A 14,026-nucleotide genomic window follows, 5' to 3' on the forward strand; every position below is an offset into this window, starting at 1 on the left:
TTCCCGTCTATTGCGAGGAACCCGTCGTCGGAGCCAACCCAACCCGTCTTTTCTGCAAACCATCATTGTTAGATCGAAGAAGGCGGCGGAATCTGAAAGAGATTGCGACTGGATCCCATTTTTCCGAAATCCGTGATCCATTCCATACCAGACGGTTACCAGAATCCGCATCGAGGATAATATCCGGACCATTCGGCTGATCGCTGCCGTACATTATCGATGAATCCCCACCTTGCATTACGAAGATATCGCTGCCAGCTCCGAACAGGGATCCGGCTCTTACGCTTCCTCGTTGGATAAACTAATGGAGTCACTCCAACCTGATCTGTGGGCACATGGACATACTCACAGTTCATCGGACTATCAAATCGGAAAAACACGTGTGCTCTGCGATCCGAGGGGTTATTACCCCAGCTATCTCAACTCATCTTTCAATCCAACTCTCGCGATTGAGGTTGGTTGAGGGAGTAACAGGTCGACTTGCGTGCTAGTCATCCGGATTTCCAGAAGATGCGCCAAACGCCTCGAGTAGCTCGATGAGCTAAATACACGCTGGAAGCGCTCTCATCACGGTGAGACCGAGCCCTGAAGTTGAGCAATCTCCTGTTCAAGCTGTCTGATTTTTTCCTGCAAAAGGTCAACTTCAAGGTTGGCATTTCTTTTTTTTCTCACGAGTTCGCGAAGCTCTGCGGTGAGGAAATTCTTGCGAATATTGGCATATCGACGCAGTGATTTCGGATCTCTGTGCCCCGTTTGGGACCTCACCTCCGTGTCGCTCCAACCTACTTCCACAAACCTCGACGTAAGTTCATGGCGAGGCCATGAAGGCGAAAATGCTCAACACCGGCGCGCTTCCTTGCGGATTCGAAGTCTGATTTCAGCGAGTCCTTGTCATCGCAAGCATCCGAAACTGTCCGTCAAGTTTCGGCAATGCTTGAAGCACTGCAATCGCTCGCGGTGATAGGCCGACCTCAAGGGCCATTTCCACGATTGGCCCTGAGTACGAATTTTTCCGTTATAGCATTCTTCAATCAGGCGAACGAGTTGCTCCGGCTCAAGCCAAACATCACGTTCGTCGATTACGGTGGGCCGTTTAACATTCGCGTTGCTACAGGGTTTTCTTTCTAACCCAGCTTTCTTTTGTATGCTCAATCGCGGTTTTCAGAAGCGTCAGTTCCGTTTGATCGTGCGGAGAGAGATCTTCTTTTTGCCTTGGGTGGAGCTTTAGGCTTCGCAGCGTTTTTTCTTGCTGTCCCGTCTTCCTAAGCTTCTGAGCAAATTCGACAGCTTTGTACTGGCCCCGGCTACACGGTTCCCCGCGGGTGCCGAACTGTTGCAGGCGACGGTCACGGTAGTCTTCAAATAATTCTGGCGTCAGATTGGCGACTGCATGAGCACAGAGATTTGGCTCTTCTCGCAGGAAGCGATCGACGCGAGCCGCCTTACTCGGCTAGCCTCGAGCCCAAGGCGTCGCGCGGTCACGTCGTTTTTGTATTGGCGCAGAAGATCGCCCAATGTGAATCGTTCTGCAGTCGACCGATCGACGAACTCGCTGCGGTTCATTTTGCTCTCAATGTCGGTGGCCCAGGCCTGAGCCTCCCTTCCTTGTGGCAAAGGTTTTCGTCTGGTGCGGGTACTCCGTCTTCCCCACTTGGACACTTTATTCGCCGCCCTCTCTGAAGCGGCGATACTCAATACATTGATATTCAACGGGAATTTTGGCGCACCCGATACGATTCGAACGTACGACCTTTGCCTTCGGAGGGCAACGCTCTATCCAGCTGAGCTACGGGTGCAACGCGATTGCGTGGCGCGCAACATACAGGAGGCAGGGGGCGACATCAAGCCTAGAGGGATGGCGGCGGAGAGAGCCAGATAAAATGGAATTATCGCCTAATGCCAACTGGTTAACACGCCTGTCGGCGCGCGATCACGGGGCGGCAATCGGCGCCGGACAGGCGTGGCGCGCACTATGTGCCGGCGATATAGGCGCGCAGATCCGCGCTTTCCCGCTCCGCATCCTCGACCTTGGCCTTCACCACGTCACCGATCGAGATCATGCCGACCAGCTTGCCGTTTTCCTTGACGGGGACGTGGCGGAAGCGTTTGGCCGTCATCAGGGTCATGACGGCATCGACCGTGTCGTCGGGCGAGCAGCAGACGACATCGGCCGTCATGATATCGCTCACCTTGGCCATCACCGCTGCCGTCCCGTCCCTGGCAATCGCCCGGACGATATCCCGTTCAGAGAGAATGCCGGCGAGATCGCCGCCTGGTGCGGTTACAATCAGGGCGCCGATCCGCTCGCGGGCCAAGATTTCCGTCGCCTTGGTGAGGGTTTCGTAGGATGGAATGGTGACCAACCGGATAGGCTTGCCACGCAGCAGATGTGCGACCGTCATCATCTCCTCCGTCTAGCTGTCATCGGCGCAGAAGCGCCGCGTTAGGAATACGGGGATGCTTCTGTAAAGTTTATGTCAGTATCGGCCGCATCACAACCGATCACTGGGACGATCCGACTAAGGGAGTAGACACAAGAGTGTGTAAGGAATGACCATGCGCCCCAAAATCCAGGTGCCCGACGCCGAAACCCTCGCCTTGCAGGCTTTGGCCTTTCTTGCGGCGGATGATGAGCGGCTGAGCCGGTTCCTCAATCTGACGGGGCTGGATATCACGCAATTGCGCGGTCTGGCGCAAGATCCGGCGGCTTTGGGCCTGGTTCTCGACTATTTGCTGAATTGGGAGCCGCTGCTGCTGGAATTCGCGGCGGCACAGGCGATTGCCCCGGAAACCGTGATGCAGGTGCGGCGCAAACTGCCGGGCGCGACGGAGTATTGAACGTCCAGGGCTTATTCGCCGGCGCCGCGCCGGGTCAGCTGCAGGAAGATGTCTTCAAGATCGGTTTCGACCGTGCTGAGATCGACGATCTGAAGCCCTCCCTGCCGCAGCACGCCGAGGATTTCATCGACCATGACTTGCGAGGGACGGTAGCGCAGGCGCAGGCGCCGGGATGACAATTTTTCCGTATGGAATTTCTCCAGATCGGCGCTCAGTTGCGAGAGCTCAATATCGCGGTCGAGCGTGATCAAGAGTTCCTTATTGTCGAGACGACCGAGCAAGGCTTCCTTGGTCTCATGCGCGATCACCTTGCCATGATTGATGATGGCGATGCGGTCGCAAAGCTCCTCGGCTTCTTCGAGATAATGGGTGGTGAGAAGCACGGTGACGCCCCGCGCATTCAGCTCGCGCACATAGGCCCATAGCTGCTGGCGCAGCTCGACATCGACGCCCGCCGTCGGCTCGTCCAGTACCAGGACCGGCGGATTATGCACCATGGCCTTCGCCACCATCAGCCGGCGGCGCATGCCGCCCGAGAGCGTGCGGGAATAGGAGTTCGCTTTATCCGAGAGCGACAGCGCCGCCAGCAATTCCTTGGTCCGGCGCTCAGCCTTGGGCACGCCATACATGCCGGCCTGGAGATCGAGCAAGGCCTGGGGCGTGAAGAAGGGATCGACATTCAATTCCTGCGGCACGACGCCGATAGCGGCGGCGGCATGACGCGGATCGCGGTCGAGATCAATATCCCAGATCTTCACATTGCCGCTGGATTTGACCACCAGCTGGGCGAGGATATTGATCAGGGTCGATTTACCGGCGCCGTTCGGTCCCAGCAGGGCAAAAAGGCTGCCACGGGGAATGTCGAGATCGACATCATCCAGCGCCTTCTTAGCCCCGGCAGCCCCGCTGGCGCCATAGACCTTGGTAAGCCCGCGAATCGATACCGCCAGGTCTGGCAAAGCCGTGACCGAGGAATTGGAGGAGGCCGGCGCGGAAAGTTCGGACATTGCGGAATCGCCATCACGAGCTAAAAAATGCGGGTTTGGCCGATGGTTGATTATCGACGGCGGACACAGGTATCATCGGCGCCGAAAACGGTCAATGACGCCCCGCCCGCCCGGCAGCAACCGGCATCCGCGGGGCTATTGCCTTGAAATAATTGACATAAGCAGTAAAGGACGTGGCGACGTCATGAATCCGGTTGAAGTGATCGAAGTCGAAAGCCCCACCATCGCCTGTGACGGGGGCGACGGCGCCCTGGGCCATCCGCGGGTCTTTCTGACCCTCAGCAAGGAAGGCGAGATCGATTGCCCCTATTGTGGCCGGCATTATGTGCTGAAACAGGGCGCGCAGATGGCTGACGCTCATTGAGCGCACAGCCAGCGAATGGTCAACCCGTGAGCGGACAAGCCCTGCCGACCTCGATACCGCAAGCCGCCCCCGCCATTGCGCCGGGCGAAAAGCCGCAGCATGTCTATCTGGTGGACGGGTCGGGCTATATTTTCCGCGCCTTCCATGCCTTGCCGCCGCTGACCCGGCCGGATGGAACACCGGTCGGCGCCGTGCTCGGATTCACCAATATGCTGATGAAGCTGCTGGATGAGACCGATGCCGACCACATCGCTGTCATCTTCGACGCCGCGCGGCGCAATTTCCGCAATGAGATCTATGCCGATTACAAGGGCCACCGGCCGGAACCGCCGCCGGAGCTGATCCCGCAATTCGGCCTGATTCACGAAGCGACCCGGGCCTTCAATGTACCGGCGATCCAGATGGAAGGCTTCGAAGCCGATGATCTGATCGCCACCTATGCAGAACAGGCCGTGGCGGCCGGGGCGGATGTCACCATCGTCTCTTCGGACAAAGACCTGATGCAGCTTGTCAATGACAAGGTGCGGATGTTCGATCCGATGAAGAATCGCCCGATCGGTGCTGCCGAAGTGATGGAGAAATTCGGTGTAACGCCGGACAAGGTGGTGGATGTCCAGGCGCTGGCCGGCGATTCCATCGACAACGTGCCGGGCGTGCCGGGCATCGGCGTCAAGACCGCCGCCGAACTGATCAATACCTATGGCGATCTCGATACGCTGCTCGCCAAAGCCGGCGAGATCAAGCAGCCGAAGCGGCGCGACAATCTCATTCAGAATGCCGACAAGGCCCGGATCAGCCGCGATCTCGTTTGCCTGAAACGCGACGTGCCGGTCGACGTGCCGCTGGCGGACTTCGTTCGGCGCAAGCTGGATCTAACGGTTCTGCTGGATTTTCTGAAAACCAACGAGTTCCGCACCACCATCAATCGCGTGCAGAGCCGCCATGGCAAGAGCCTGGCAGCGCAAAACCTCGAAGCCGCACCGGGCAAGGCGCCGGATGTCGTCACCAGCCCCAATCTCGTGACGACCAATCCAGCCGCCGTCACGGCGGCGACGACCTTTGCCGCGCCGGCGGCGGTCGATGCCGTCAGCGTTCCCTTCGATCCGGCCAATTACCAGCTCGTCCAGGACATCGAGAGCCTGCAGCTCTGGGTCGAGGCGGCCATGCAGGCCGGCCAGGTCGTCGTCGATACCGAAACCACCTCGCTGCAGACGCAGCGCGCCGATCTGGTCGGCATTTCCATGGCGCTGGAGCCGGGCCGCGCCTGCTATATCCCGCTCGGCCATGGCAGCGGCGGCGATCTGCTGGATGCCGGCGAGAAGCCGCAGCAGATCCCGATGGATGTGGCGCTCAAGACACTGAAGCCGCTGCTGGAAGATCCGGCGGTGCTGAAGATCGGCCAGAACATCAAATACGATCTTTGCATCTTCTCCACCCAGGGCATCAAGGTCGCCCCGGTCGACGATACGATGCTGATCTCCTATGTGCTGGAGGGCGGCGCCCATGGCCATGGGATGGATGAGCTGTCCGAGCTGCATCTCGGCCATAAGCCGATCGCCTATAGCGAGGTCACAGGCACCGGCAAGGCGCAGATCACCTTCGACAAGGTGCCGCTCGACAAGGCGCTGGCCTATGCCGCCGAAGATGCCGATGTCACCTTGCGGCTGCACCGGCTGCTGAAGCCGAGATTGCTGCAGGAACATCTCCTGACGGTTTATGAGAGCATCGAGCGGCCGCTGATCCCGGCGATCGCCCAGATGGAATGCGTCGGCGTGAAGATCGATGCACCGGAATTGCAGCGGCTTTCCGCTGATTTCGCTGGCCGCATGGCGGAGTTGGAACGGGAAATCCGTGAACTGGCGGGGATCGACTTCAATATCGGTTCGCCGAAGCAGTTGGGCGAGGTGTTGTTCGATCATCTGAAGCTGCCGGGCGGCAAGAAGGGCAAGACCGGCGCCTATGCAACTGGCGCAGATGTGCTGGAGGAATTGGCGACGACCAGCGGCCATCCGGTACCCAAAAAGGTGCTGGATTGGCGGCAGCTCTCCAAGCTGAAGAGCACCTATACCGATGCCTTGCAGAACGAGATCAATCCAAAGACCGGCCGGGTGCATACCTCTTTCGCCCTGGCAGCGACCACGACCGGCCGACTCTCCTCCAGCGAGCCCAATCTGCAGAACATCCCGATCCGCACCGAGGAAGGCCGCAAAATTCGCCGCGCCTTCATCGCCGAAAAGGGCATGAAGCTGCTTTCGGTCGACTATTCGCAGATCGAACTGCGCCTGGCGGCGGAGATGGCCGACATTCCGGCGCTGCAGGAAGCCTTCCGCAAGGGCGAGGACATCCACGCCCTCACCGCGTCACAGGTCTTCGGCATTCCGATCGAGGGCATGGACCCGATGGTGCGGCGTCGCGCCAAGGCGATCAATTTCGGCATCATCTATGGGATCTCGGCCTTCGGCCTGTCGCAACAGCTGGGCATTCCGCAAGGCGAGGCCAAGGCCTATATCGAGGCCTATTTCAAGCGCTATCCCGGCATCCGCGAATATATGGAGCGGACCAAGGATTTCGCCCGCAAGCATGGCTATGTGACGACTCTGTTCGGCCGGCGCTGCTATATGCCCGGCATCGCCGACAAGAATCCGGCGCGGCGCGCCTTCATGGAACGGGCGGCGATCAATGCGCCGCTGCAGGGTACCGCCGCCGATATCATCAAGCGCGCGATGGCCCGCCTGCCCGACGCCCTGGACAGAGCCGGCCTCAAGGCCCGCATGCTGCTGCAGGTGCATGACGAATTGCTGTTTGAGGTGCCGGAAGCCGAGGTCGAGGCAACCGCCGCTTTGGTCAAACAGGTGATGGAAGACGCACCCAAGCCGGCGCGCGAAATCTCCGTGCCGCTGATTGCTGAAACCGGTGTCGGCAATAACTGGGCCGAGGCGCATTAAGTGTAAGCGCATCCCAGCTAGCGCGTCACCCCGAAGCGCTCGCGCGCATCGTTTGCTGTAACCGGAACCCTCGGCAGCAGCAAAAAATTGACCGATCATTGCAAGCTGTCGTCGAACGGGCGTAGGATTTCTCTGCGAAAAATGTAGCCTTTAGCTCTAGAGGCAATGCGGAGCCGGTTACCGTGTCGACCAAATTCACGGCCGCCGGCCGCAGGTGACGCCGCTAATTAGATTGGCACTGGAGAGCGGCGCCAAGCCAGCGTTACAGTAAAACGAAGCCGCCGAAGCGTGCGATTTTGAAGTGTTTCAGCCTTCGCACATTGCACCGGATCAACCGTCGCTGCGTGTGTATCCGAATGCAGTAAGAGTTGTGCTTTTCCGAAATTTATGAATGAGGAAGAAGATGACTCATATCAGAATGGCTATTGTGGCGCTCGCATTTCTATGCAGCGCCTGCGGCTCAACCTCGACGGATTACGTGCAGAAGGCAGCGACGGATACGAAGCTGCCATATCCGCAACGGATCCTGGTCTATGACTTTGCGGTCACAACAAGCGAAATTCCAGCTGACAACGCCGCGGTCGATACATTGTCCGTCGCTATCGACAATCCTCATTCGACTCCTGAGAATCTGGCGCTTGCACATCAGATCGCCGGTGTGTTGGCTCAGGAGCTGGTTACCCAATTGAAAGATCTGGGGTTGCCGGCCCAACGATGGTCCGGTCCACCGCCCAAGATGGAAAATGGCTATGCCATCATGGGCCAATTCCTGACCATTGACGAAGGCAACCGCCTGGGACGCATGATCATCGGCTTTGGTGTCGGCGGAACGGAATTGAAAGTTTTGGCGCAGGCCTATCGTATCACGCCGGGCGGTAAGATCCTGTTAAGTGCGGTGGAGGTGAGCGCCGAAAGTTCAAAAAAACCGGGCATCGCTGCAACCTTGCCAATTGGCGCAGCCCTCTCCGGTGTCGCAACGGCGGCCGCGGTGAGCACAGGGGTGGGCGTGGTCACCGAAATGAATCAAGACATCGAGAGAGGCGCTAGAGATACGGCGACTGCCATTGTGGACCTGATGAAGCCCCGCATGAAGCAACAAGGGTGGATTTAGCGGCCTGAGCAAATCGGGGCCCGGCGGATTTCCGTGCCGATGATGGCCGAGGACCGGTATCGCCGACAATAGGGCTGAGGCGCGTTAAGCGCGTCAGCCCGCTACCGCGCGGATCGTCTCCGTCTCGAAAGTTGCACCCGGCGACAGGCGCTTCAGCTCTCGAACGAGGACCTCGCCTGCTTCTTCCAGCGCCGTATCCGGCATCGGTCCAAGCGCTTCGAGCACGAACCAGATATCGCGGCTATCCACGTCGATCCGCGTGCGCCGCCCCTGCCGCCAGTTCCAGCGGCGGCAGGTCGCGCCAAGATCGTCTTTCCAGATCACCTCGCCCGCATCGACCAGTTCCTGAACGGGGATACCATCCTTTGCGGTGTCGAACGGTTCGACGCCCGTTGCCCGCGCGAGGCGAGGCGCGCCCACATAGGCGGCCAGGTTTTCCCCGCCCACCGGCACGGCGAAACGCAGGCTGACAGCGTTATAGATATCGACCACCGCATTGGCGGGTGGCAGGCGGCCCTCTTTTGCGACGCGTTTCCGCAAGGCCTCGGCCGAGCATGGCGTGCGCTGCGGCTTTGCACCGAAAGCTTTGTACGTTTCCTGCCAGGCCGCCAGATGACTTGCGGCCCATGGGGCTTCGTCGAGGCGGGAGCAGGCATCCGTGAGGAAAGCCGCGGCATCGCCATCCTCGTCCCGGTTGACGAGATTTCGCGCAACGACGCTCAGCAGGCGGAAATCGGGTCGCAATTCAGAGACTTCCGGCGCGATCACCGGTCTAAACGAGGTGGTCATAGGGTCTAGCGATCTTCGAGGGGGATAAGACCGCCGACATAGCGGTCCATCATGCGGTCGCTTTCGGCGAGACCTCTTGCCACGCCGGCGCGGTCTTCCGCGTTGCGGTTCTGGCTCATCTTCCGCTTGCCTTGAAGCCGGGTGATCGGCATCCGGATTCCGACGATCCCACGCAACTGCGCTTTAATATAGTCTGCGGGCGCATCGGAGACCGCCCAGGGCTTCGCGCGTTCCGATTCATGCAGGTTGGTGAGGCGGGTCACCACGTCAAGCAGCCGATCCGCATCCTCGAAAAACTCCGCCGGGCCGTAAGCATGGACGGCTTCGTAATTCCAGGTCGGCACGACCTTCTCATCCTTGGCCTTGGAGGCATACCAGGAGGGGGTGATGTAAGCATGGCCACCCACGAAGATCGCCAGGGCATCGCCGATCGACGTCATCTTCCACTGCGGATTAGCCTTGGCCAAATGGCCGTAAAGGACGCCATGCTCGCCTTCATCCGCATTGAGGAAAAGCGGCAAGGGCGTTGCTACCAGCCCTTCCTGCGTCGCCGTGACGAAGTTGCACAGGCGCGCCTCCCGGATGATTTGGCGCAGGACGGCGGGATCGGATTCTTGGAAAGCAGTCGGAACGTACACCGGCGGTCTCTCGGAGCTCTCAATAGATCGATCCGACTATAGGCTGTCCGATACCGGGGGTGCCAGTGCCGGTATCAGCCCCGACAGCCGGACCACTGTTCACCGAGAGTGGCATCGGGGCTCCGCATCAAAAGCCAGCTTGAGCCGCCTATGGTCCGCGCTTGGGATTGGTGATCGGTCCCTGGCGCGGCCGGGTGATGGCGAAGAAAACCACCAGATTCACCAGGAAAAGGATGCCGGTGATGATCGCCACCAGCGGCAAAGCGCCCATAGTCAATTCTGCCGCCTTTTGCACGATGAAGCCGGGAAGCAGCCCAGTCGGGTCAAGCGGAACAGAACGCGAAGGTTCCCGCCGGGAGGCTCATCGGCACAACAACGATTCATTAACCTTGATTGACATAGTTTGCGGTCCTAAGGACCGTACCGGCCGAGGGGCGTGGCCTCGATTCTTGTGATCCGAGGTTGTAGCGACTGGGCGCCATAGCGATCCCGGCATTAGCTAAGCCGGTATTCCGAGGGACAGATAGGTGAGCACGCAACCAAAACCAACCATCGCCACGATCGATGCCGATATTCGCGCCCGATTCGGGAAGACGATGGGGAAGTTCGGATCGTTTTTCCTCAATTGGATCAAATTCGAGGATAACAGCGACAAGCTCTATCACGCGCTCGGCACCAAAGGCGAAAACTACCTGCAGTTCAAGCTGAGCGAGAACGACGTTCTGGAAGCTCTGGTTGTCCTCGAAGTCGCGAAATCCTATTGGGAGCAGAAGCAGCAGGGCAAACGCGTCTTCACCTTCCTTAACCACGAGGATAGCGAACAGAACGGCATCTGGCACTACCTGGCCGATACCCTGCGCGGCAATGAAGGCCGCGAGACGATGAAAATCGCCCATACCCTGCTGGCGCTGGACGTCGACTTCTCCCGCGCCAACAAGCAGGGCATCAGCCCGCTGGGCAAGATCCTGGTGCCGACACCGAAATGGCAGTCGATCAATGCCCTGATCCAGACCAAGCATCTCTCCATCGAACATATCGACCGGGCGATCGCCGAGCGCGCCAAGGAAGACAAGATCCGGGCCCATTTCATGAGCATGATCTTCGCCGGCGATCTCGCGGACAATCGCGGCCTGCTGAGCCAGCATGTGCTGAAACAGGCGGTGATGCCGCAGGCCACCAAATCCCAGCGCGAAACCACCTGCCGCCTGTTCTTCGAATACAAAAATGTGCAGGATGGCAGCACTGCTTTCCTGAAACTGATTTCCATCACCAATGACGGCATGTTCGAAGACCTGCTGAACCTGTTGCAGCAGAATGTCGACGAAACGGTGACGGCGATGGCGGCACCCGATGTCGTCACCAAGAAAGCCTATCGTCAGGTGCTGCTCTGCCGCCGCCTGTTACGGCGGGACAAATCGCTGCAGGGCGTATTGCTGAAGGCGCTCTATGCCAAGAAATACGGCCATATGCGCAAGATGGTCTCGCTGCTGCTGCATGACGACATGCATATCAAGAAGTCGGTCCGCGGCGAATTGGTGCGCCAGGACATTCCGGTGGATCAGACCTCGCCGGCCCCGACCAATCCCCTGCTCTCGCTGCTGCTACAGCGGGACAGGGAGAACAACACCATCTTCCATGCCGCGATGCTGGAGAACGACCTCAGGGCCTTGGGCATCTGCTTGTTCGGTCTGCCCTCCAACGACGTCTATGCGATCCTGACCCGCGTGCCCAACGGTTATGGCCTGACCCTGGTCGACCTGATGAATGCCGATAAGGTGAAGGCCAATCTGATGGCGGCGATGAAGGCCGGCCTGCTGGATCAGGAACAGGCCAAGGAATTTTTGCAAAAGGCGATGGCGATCGACAAGGAGATGCGGGAAAGCATCGAAAACAAGCTGCAGGAAATCAGCGAACTCGCCGAGACCTCTCGCAACGGCCGCCCGCCCGAGCCGAATTTCGACATTAGAAAACTGGCCGAGACCGCCAATCCGATGAAGAAAGCAGCTGTGGTTGCATCCTAGTCAGCCGCGCCGCATCTCACCGGGACGCTGACCGTAACGGCGTTGGAAAGCGCGGCTGAAGGCACTTTCCGACTGATAGCCGATCTCCGCGGCGATCTGCGCCAGGGTGTCATTGCCCGCCAGGAGTTTCCGCCGCGCAAGGCCGAGACGTAATTCAGTCAAGAAGGCCAGGGGCGCAAGACCAGCCGATTTCTGAAACAACCTGACGAGCGTTGCCCGGGACGTGCCGGCTTGCTGCGCGAGATCATCCAGCGTCCAGTCGCGGTCGAGCGCCCCCAGCATGGCAGCGACGGCACGGGCTGATTGGCGCTGTCCCAGCAAGGCGAAAAGCCCCTGGTCAGCCGGTTCGCGCTCGAAATGCGCCCGCAAGGCCATGACCAGCAAAGCGCTGGCGAGATCGCTTGCGATGGCGGGAGCGCCAGGTCGGGCCACCTCCAATTCTTCCCGGATCGTCAGCATCAGGTGATGGAACCCTGCCGATGCTTCCTTCTCCGCCGGGACCACGATCACCGGCGGCAAGGTCGCGAGGATGAGATGTTCATGCGGTTGCTCGAAACGCAGGCGACCACAGATCAGCTCGGTTTCGGTCTCCACCCCCGCCGTCGTCTTGACCAGGATCGCGCCATTATGATGGCTCTGGAGATCGGCCGGTTTTGCCGGACCGCGCGTTTCATTGCCGTTGCGCGTCGTATGGGCATCGCCATGCGGCAGAATGGCGATATCCCCCGCCTGCAGGACGACCGCCGGCAACCCCGCCACTTCAAGGCGGCACGTGCCGCGGATCACCAGGTGAAATGGCGCCCATCCCGTCGCGGCTGGGCCATGCGGCGCAGCCCAATATGCGCCGAACAGGCAAAGGCTTTCCAGTTCCGGCCGCACGCGCAAAAGCGGCGCCAGACCGCTCAGCGCATCATCCGGCTCGGATCGGCTTTCAATCATGCCCCGCTTGTTCATGACGGCTGCCATCCTGCGAAGATTGAGCCGCCCGGTCATCAGCTTGCACCGCGCGAGCATCCACCTTGCTTACCATCGGATCTATCTTCTGTGAACCGGCATCCCAATCCGGGACGCCATATCAGGAGAGCAGAAATGTCGATGCATGACTGGAACGCCTATCGCCAGCAACTTTTCGGCCGGATCGGCGAGATCGGCAAGCTGAGCCCGGACACCGTCAAGGGCTATCAGACCCTGAGCGGCGCCGGCAAGAAGGCCGATCTCCTGGGCGAGAAGACCCGGGAACTGATCTCGCTGGCTGTCGCGGTCACTGTTCGCTGTGACGGCTGTATCACCGTCCATACGAAAGCCGCTGCGGATGCCGGCGCCAGCCGCGAGGAGATCGCCGAAGCGCTGGGTGTCGCGATCGCCGTCAATGCCGGCGCCGCCATGGTCTATTCGGCGCGCACCTTGGATGCCTTTGCCGAGGTTACGGCCGAATAATCCCGGTCCTCCCCACCAGCCCATGGAGTTGGTCATGACATATCTCGATTTAACCGTGAATGCCGTGCTGACGCGCGTCGCACAGGCTGACCGCATCGGCATCAATCTGATGCGCCTTGCCATCGCCATTGTCTTCCTGTGGATCGGCGCTTTGAAATTCGTCCCCTATGAGGCGGATAGCATCACGCCTTTCGTGGCAAACAGCCCGGTCATGTCATTCTTCTATGCCCATCCCGATCAGTATAAGAGCCATCTGACCCATGAAGGCCAATTGGTTCCGGCGGAACGGGCCTGGCAAACAGAGAACAACACTTATCGCTTCTCGGCTGGCCTGGGTACCGTCGAACTGACCATCGGCATGCTGGTTCTGCTTGACCCCATTTCGGTATCGCTCGGCTTCCTCGGTGCCGTGCTCGCCTTCCTGACGCCTTTCGTGACCTTGTCCTTCCTGGCGACAACGCCGGAAGCCTGGGTGCCGGCGCTCGGCGACGCAGAACATGGCTTTCCCTATCTCTCCGGCGCCGGCCGGCTGGTCCTGAAGGATGTGGTCATACTTGCAGGCGGCTTGCTGGTCATGGCGGATTCCGCCCGGAGTCTGCTGCGACGACGCGCTAGCAAGGCCGTGCAACGGGGCGCGATCTTACAGAGTTGATGATCGCAAGCTCCCTGTGGAAGTCTCCGAGCCAACCCCTCTCGGCGAAGGGTTGGCTTGGGCGTCAGAGGTCGCCACTGGCAAAAGCGCCAAGCAAAACGTGAAGCGTCACTGGCTGCCACGAACATATCGCCCGCACTATCACGGTTCCAAATCCTCCCTTGATCGTCTTTCCCGCAGATATTCCAGTTCCTCAGCATCCAATTGCCACCGCGCCGCCAGAA

At 59.6% G+C, this 14,026-nt stretch carries 13 protein-coding genes and 1 tRNA gene; 7 read left to right on the top strand and 7 right to left on the bottom strand.

The annotated features are described in order from the left end of the window. Positions 1-1,719 precede the first annotated feature (1,719 nt). Positions 1,720-1,796 (bottom strand) — tRNA-Arg (locus SMD27_RS01420). Positions 1,797-1,970: 174 nt separating this feature from the next. After that, positions 1,971-2,405, bottom strand: a complete 435-nt coding sequence (locus SMD27_RS01425; RefSeq protein ID WP_320506555.1) for a CBS domain-containing protein — start codon at positions 2,403-2,405, stop codon at positions 1,971-1,973. 151 nt (positions 2,406-2,556) lie between these two features. Between SMD27_RS01425 and SMD27_RS01430 the strand changes: the two genes are divergently transcribed. Then, positions 2,557-2,838: a DUF3572 family protein gene (locus tag SMD27_RS01430; protein ID WP_320506556.1), complete on the top strand. Its 282-nt coding sequence runs from the start codon at positions 2,557-2,559 to the stop codon at positions 2,836-2,838. Between the two features lie 11 nt (positions 2,839-2,849). Here the strand turns inward: SMD27_RS01430 and SMD27_RS01435 are convergent, their stop codons facing one another. Then, positions 2,850-3,845, bottom strand: coding sequence for an ABC transporter ATP-binding protein (locus SMD27_RS01435; RefSeq protein ID WP_320506557.1), 996 nt, complete (start codon positions 3,843-3,845; stop codon positions 2,850-2,852). A 184-nt stretch (positions 3,846-4,029) separates the two neighbouring features. Between SMD27_RS01435 and SMD27_RS01440 the strand changes: the two genes are divergently transcribed. The 3 genes from SMD27_RS01440 to SMD27_RS01450 all read left to right on the top strand — a co-directional run bounded on the left by SMD27_RS01440 (position 4,030) and on the right by SMD27_RS01450 (position 8,265). Further along, positions 4,030-4,209: a zinc-finger domain-containing protein gene (locus SMD27_RS01440; RefSeq protein WP_320506558.1), complete on the top strand. Its 180-nt coding sequence runs from the start codon at positions 4,030-4,032 to the stop codon at positions 4,207-4,209. A gap of 26 nt (positions 4,210-4,235) precedes the next feature. Beyond that, complete coding sequence (gene polA / locus SMD27_RS01445; protein WP_379990929.1) at positions 4,236-7,154, top strand: DNA polymerase I; 2,919 nt, start codon at positions 4,236-4,238, stop codon at positions 7,152-7,154. Positions 7,155-7,557: 403 nt separating this feature from the next. Further along, complete coding sequence (locus SMD27_RS01450) at positions 7,558-8,265, top strand: DUF4410 domain-containing protein (RefSeq protein WP_320506559.1); 708 nt, start codon at positions 7,558-7,560, stop codon at positions 8,263-8,265. Positions 8,266-8,358: 93 nt separating this feature from the next. Here the strand turns inward: SMD27_RS01450 and SMD27_RS01455 are convergent, their stop codons facing one another. The 3 genes from SMD27_RS01455 to SMD27_RS01465 all read right to left on the bottom strand — a co-directional run bounded on the left by SMD27_RS01455 (position 8,359) and on the right by SMD27_RS01465 (position 9,963). Next, a complete protein-coding gene (locus SMD27_RS01455; RefSeq protein ID WP_320506560.1) occupies positions 8,359-9,054 on the bottom strand; it encodes a B3/B4 domain-containing protein in 696 nt (231 codons plus the stop codon). A gap of 5 nt (positions 9,055-9,059) precedes the next feature. Continuing rightward, positions 9,060-9,692: an FMN-binding negative transcriptional regulator gene (locus tag SMD27_RS01460; RefSeq protein WP_320506561.1), complete on the bottom strand. Its 633-nt coding sequence runs from the start codon at positions 9,690-9,692 to the stop codon at positions 9,060-9,062. A gap of 148 nt (positions 9,693-9,840) precedes the next feature. Next, positions 9,841-9,963, bottom strand: a complete 123-nt coding sequence (locus SMD27_RS01465) for a hypothetical protein (protein WP_320506562.1) — start codon at positions 9,961-9,963, stop codon at positions 9,841-9,843. Positions 9,964-10,219: 256 nt separating this feature from the next. Here SMD27_RS01465 and SMD27_RS01470 point away from each other — a divergent pair, with 256 nt between their 5' ends. Then, a complete protein-coding gene (locus tag SMD27_RS01470; RefSeq protein ID WP_320506563.1) occupies positions 10,220-11,713 on the top strand; it encodes a hypothetical protein in 1,494 nt (497 codons plus the stop codon). Here the strand turns inward: SMD27_RS01470 and SMD27_RS01475 are convergent, their stop codons facing one another. Further along, on the bottom strand, positions 11,714-12,667 hold the full coding sequence (locus SMD27_RS01475; protein ID WP_320506564.1) for an AraC family transcriptional regulator: 954 nt from the start codon (positions 12,665-12,667) through the stop codon (positions 11,714-11,716). A 135-nt stretch (positions 12,668-12,802) separates the two neighbouring features. Between SMD27_RS01475 and SMD27_RS01480 the strand changes: the two genes are divergently transcribed. Together SMD27_RS01480 and rclC are read left to right on the top strand one after the other, a co-directional pair. After that, a complete protein-coding gene (locus SMD27_RS01480) occupies positions 12,803-13,150 on the top strand; it encodes a carboxymuconolactone decarboxylase family protein (protein WP_452094341.1) in 348 nt (115 codons plus the stop codon). 34 nt (positions 13,151-13,184) lie between these two features. Beyond that, entirely contained in the window at positions 13,185-13,802 is a 618-nt protein-coding gene (rclC, locus tag SMD27_RS01485) for a reactive chlorine resistance membrane protein RclC (protein ID WP_320506565.1), read from the top strand. Positions 13,803-14,026: the final 224 nt, after the last annotated feature.

The organism is Dongia soli (assembly GCF_034044715.1).
GTDB lineage: Bacteria > Pseudomonadota > Alphaproteobacteria > Dongiales > Dongiaceae > Dongia_B > Dongia_B soli.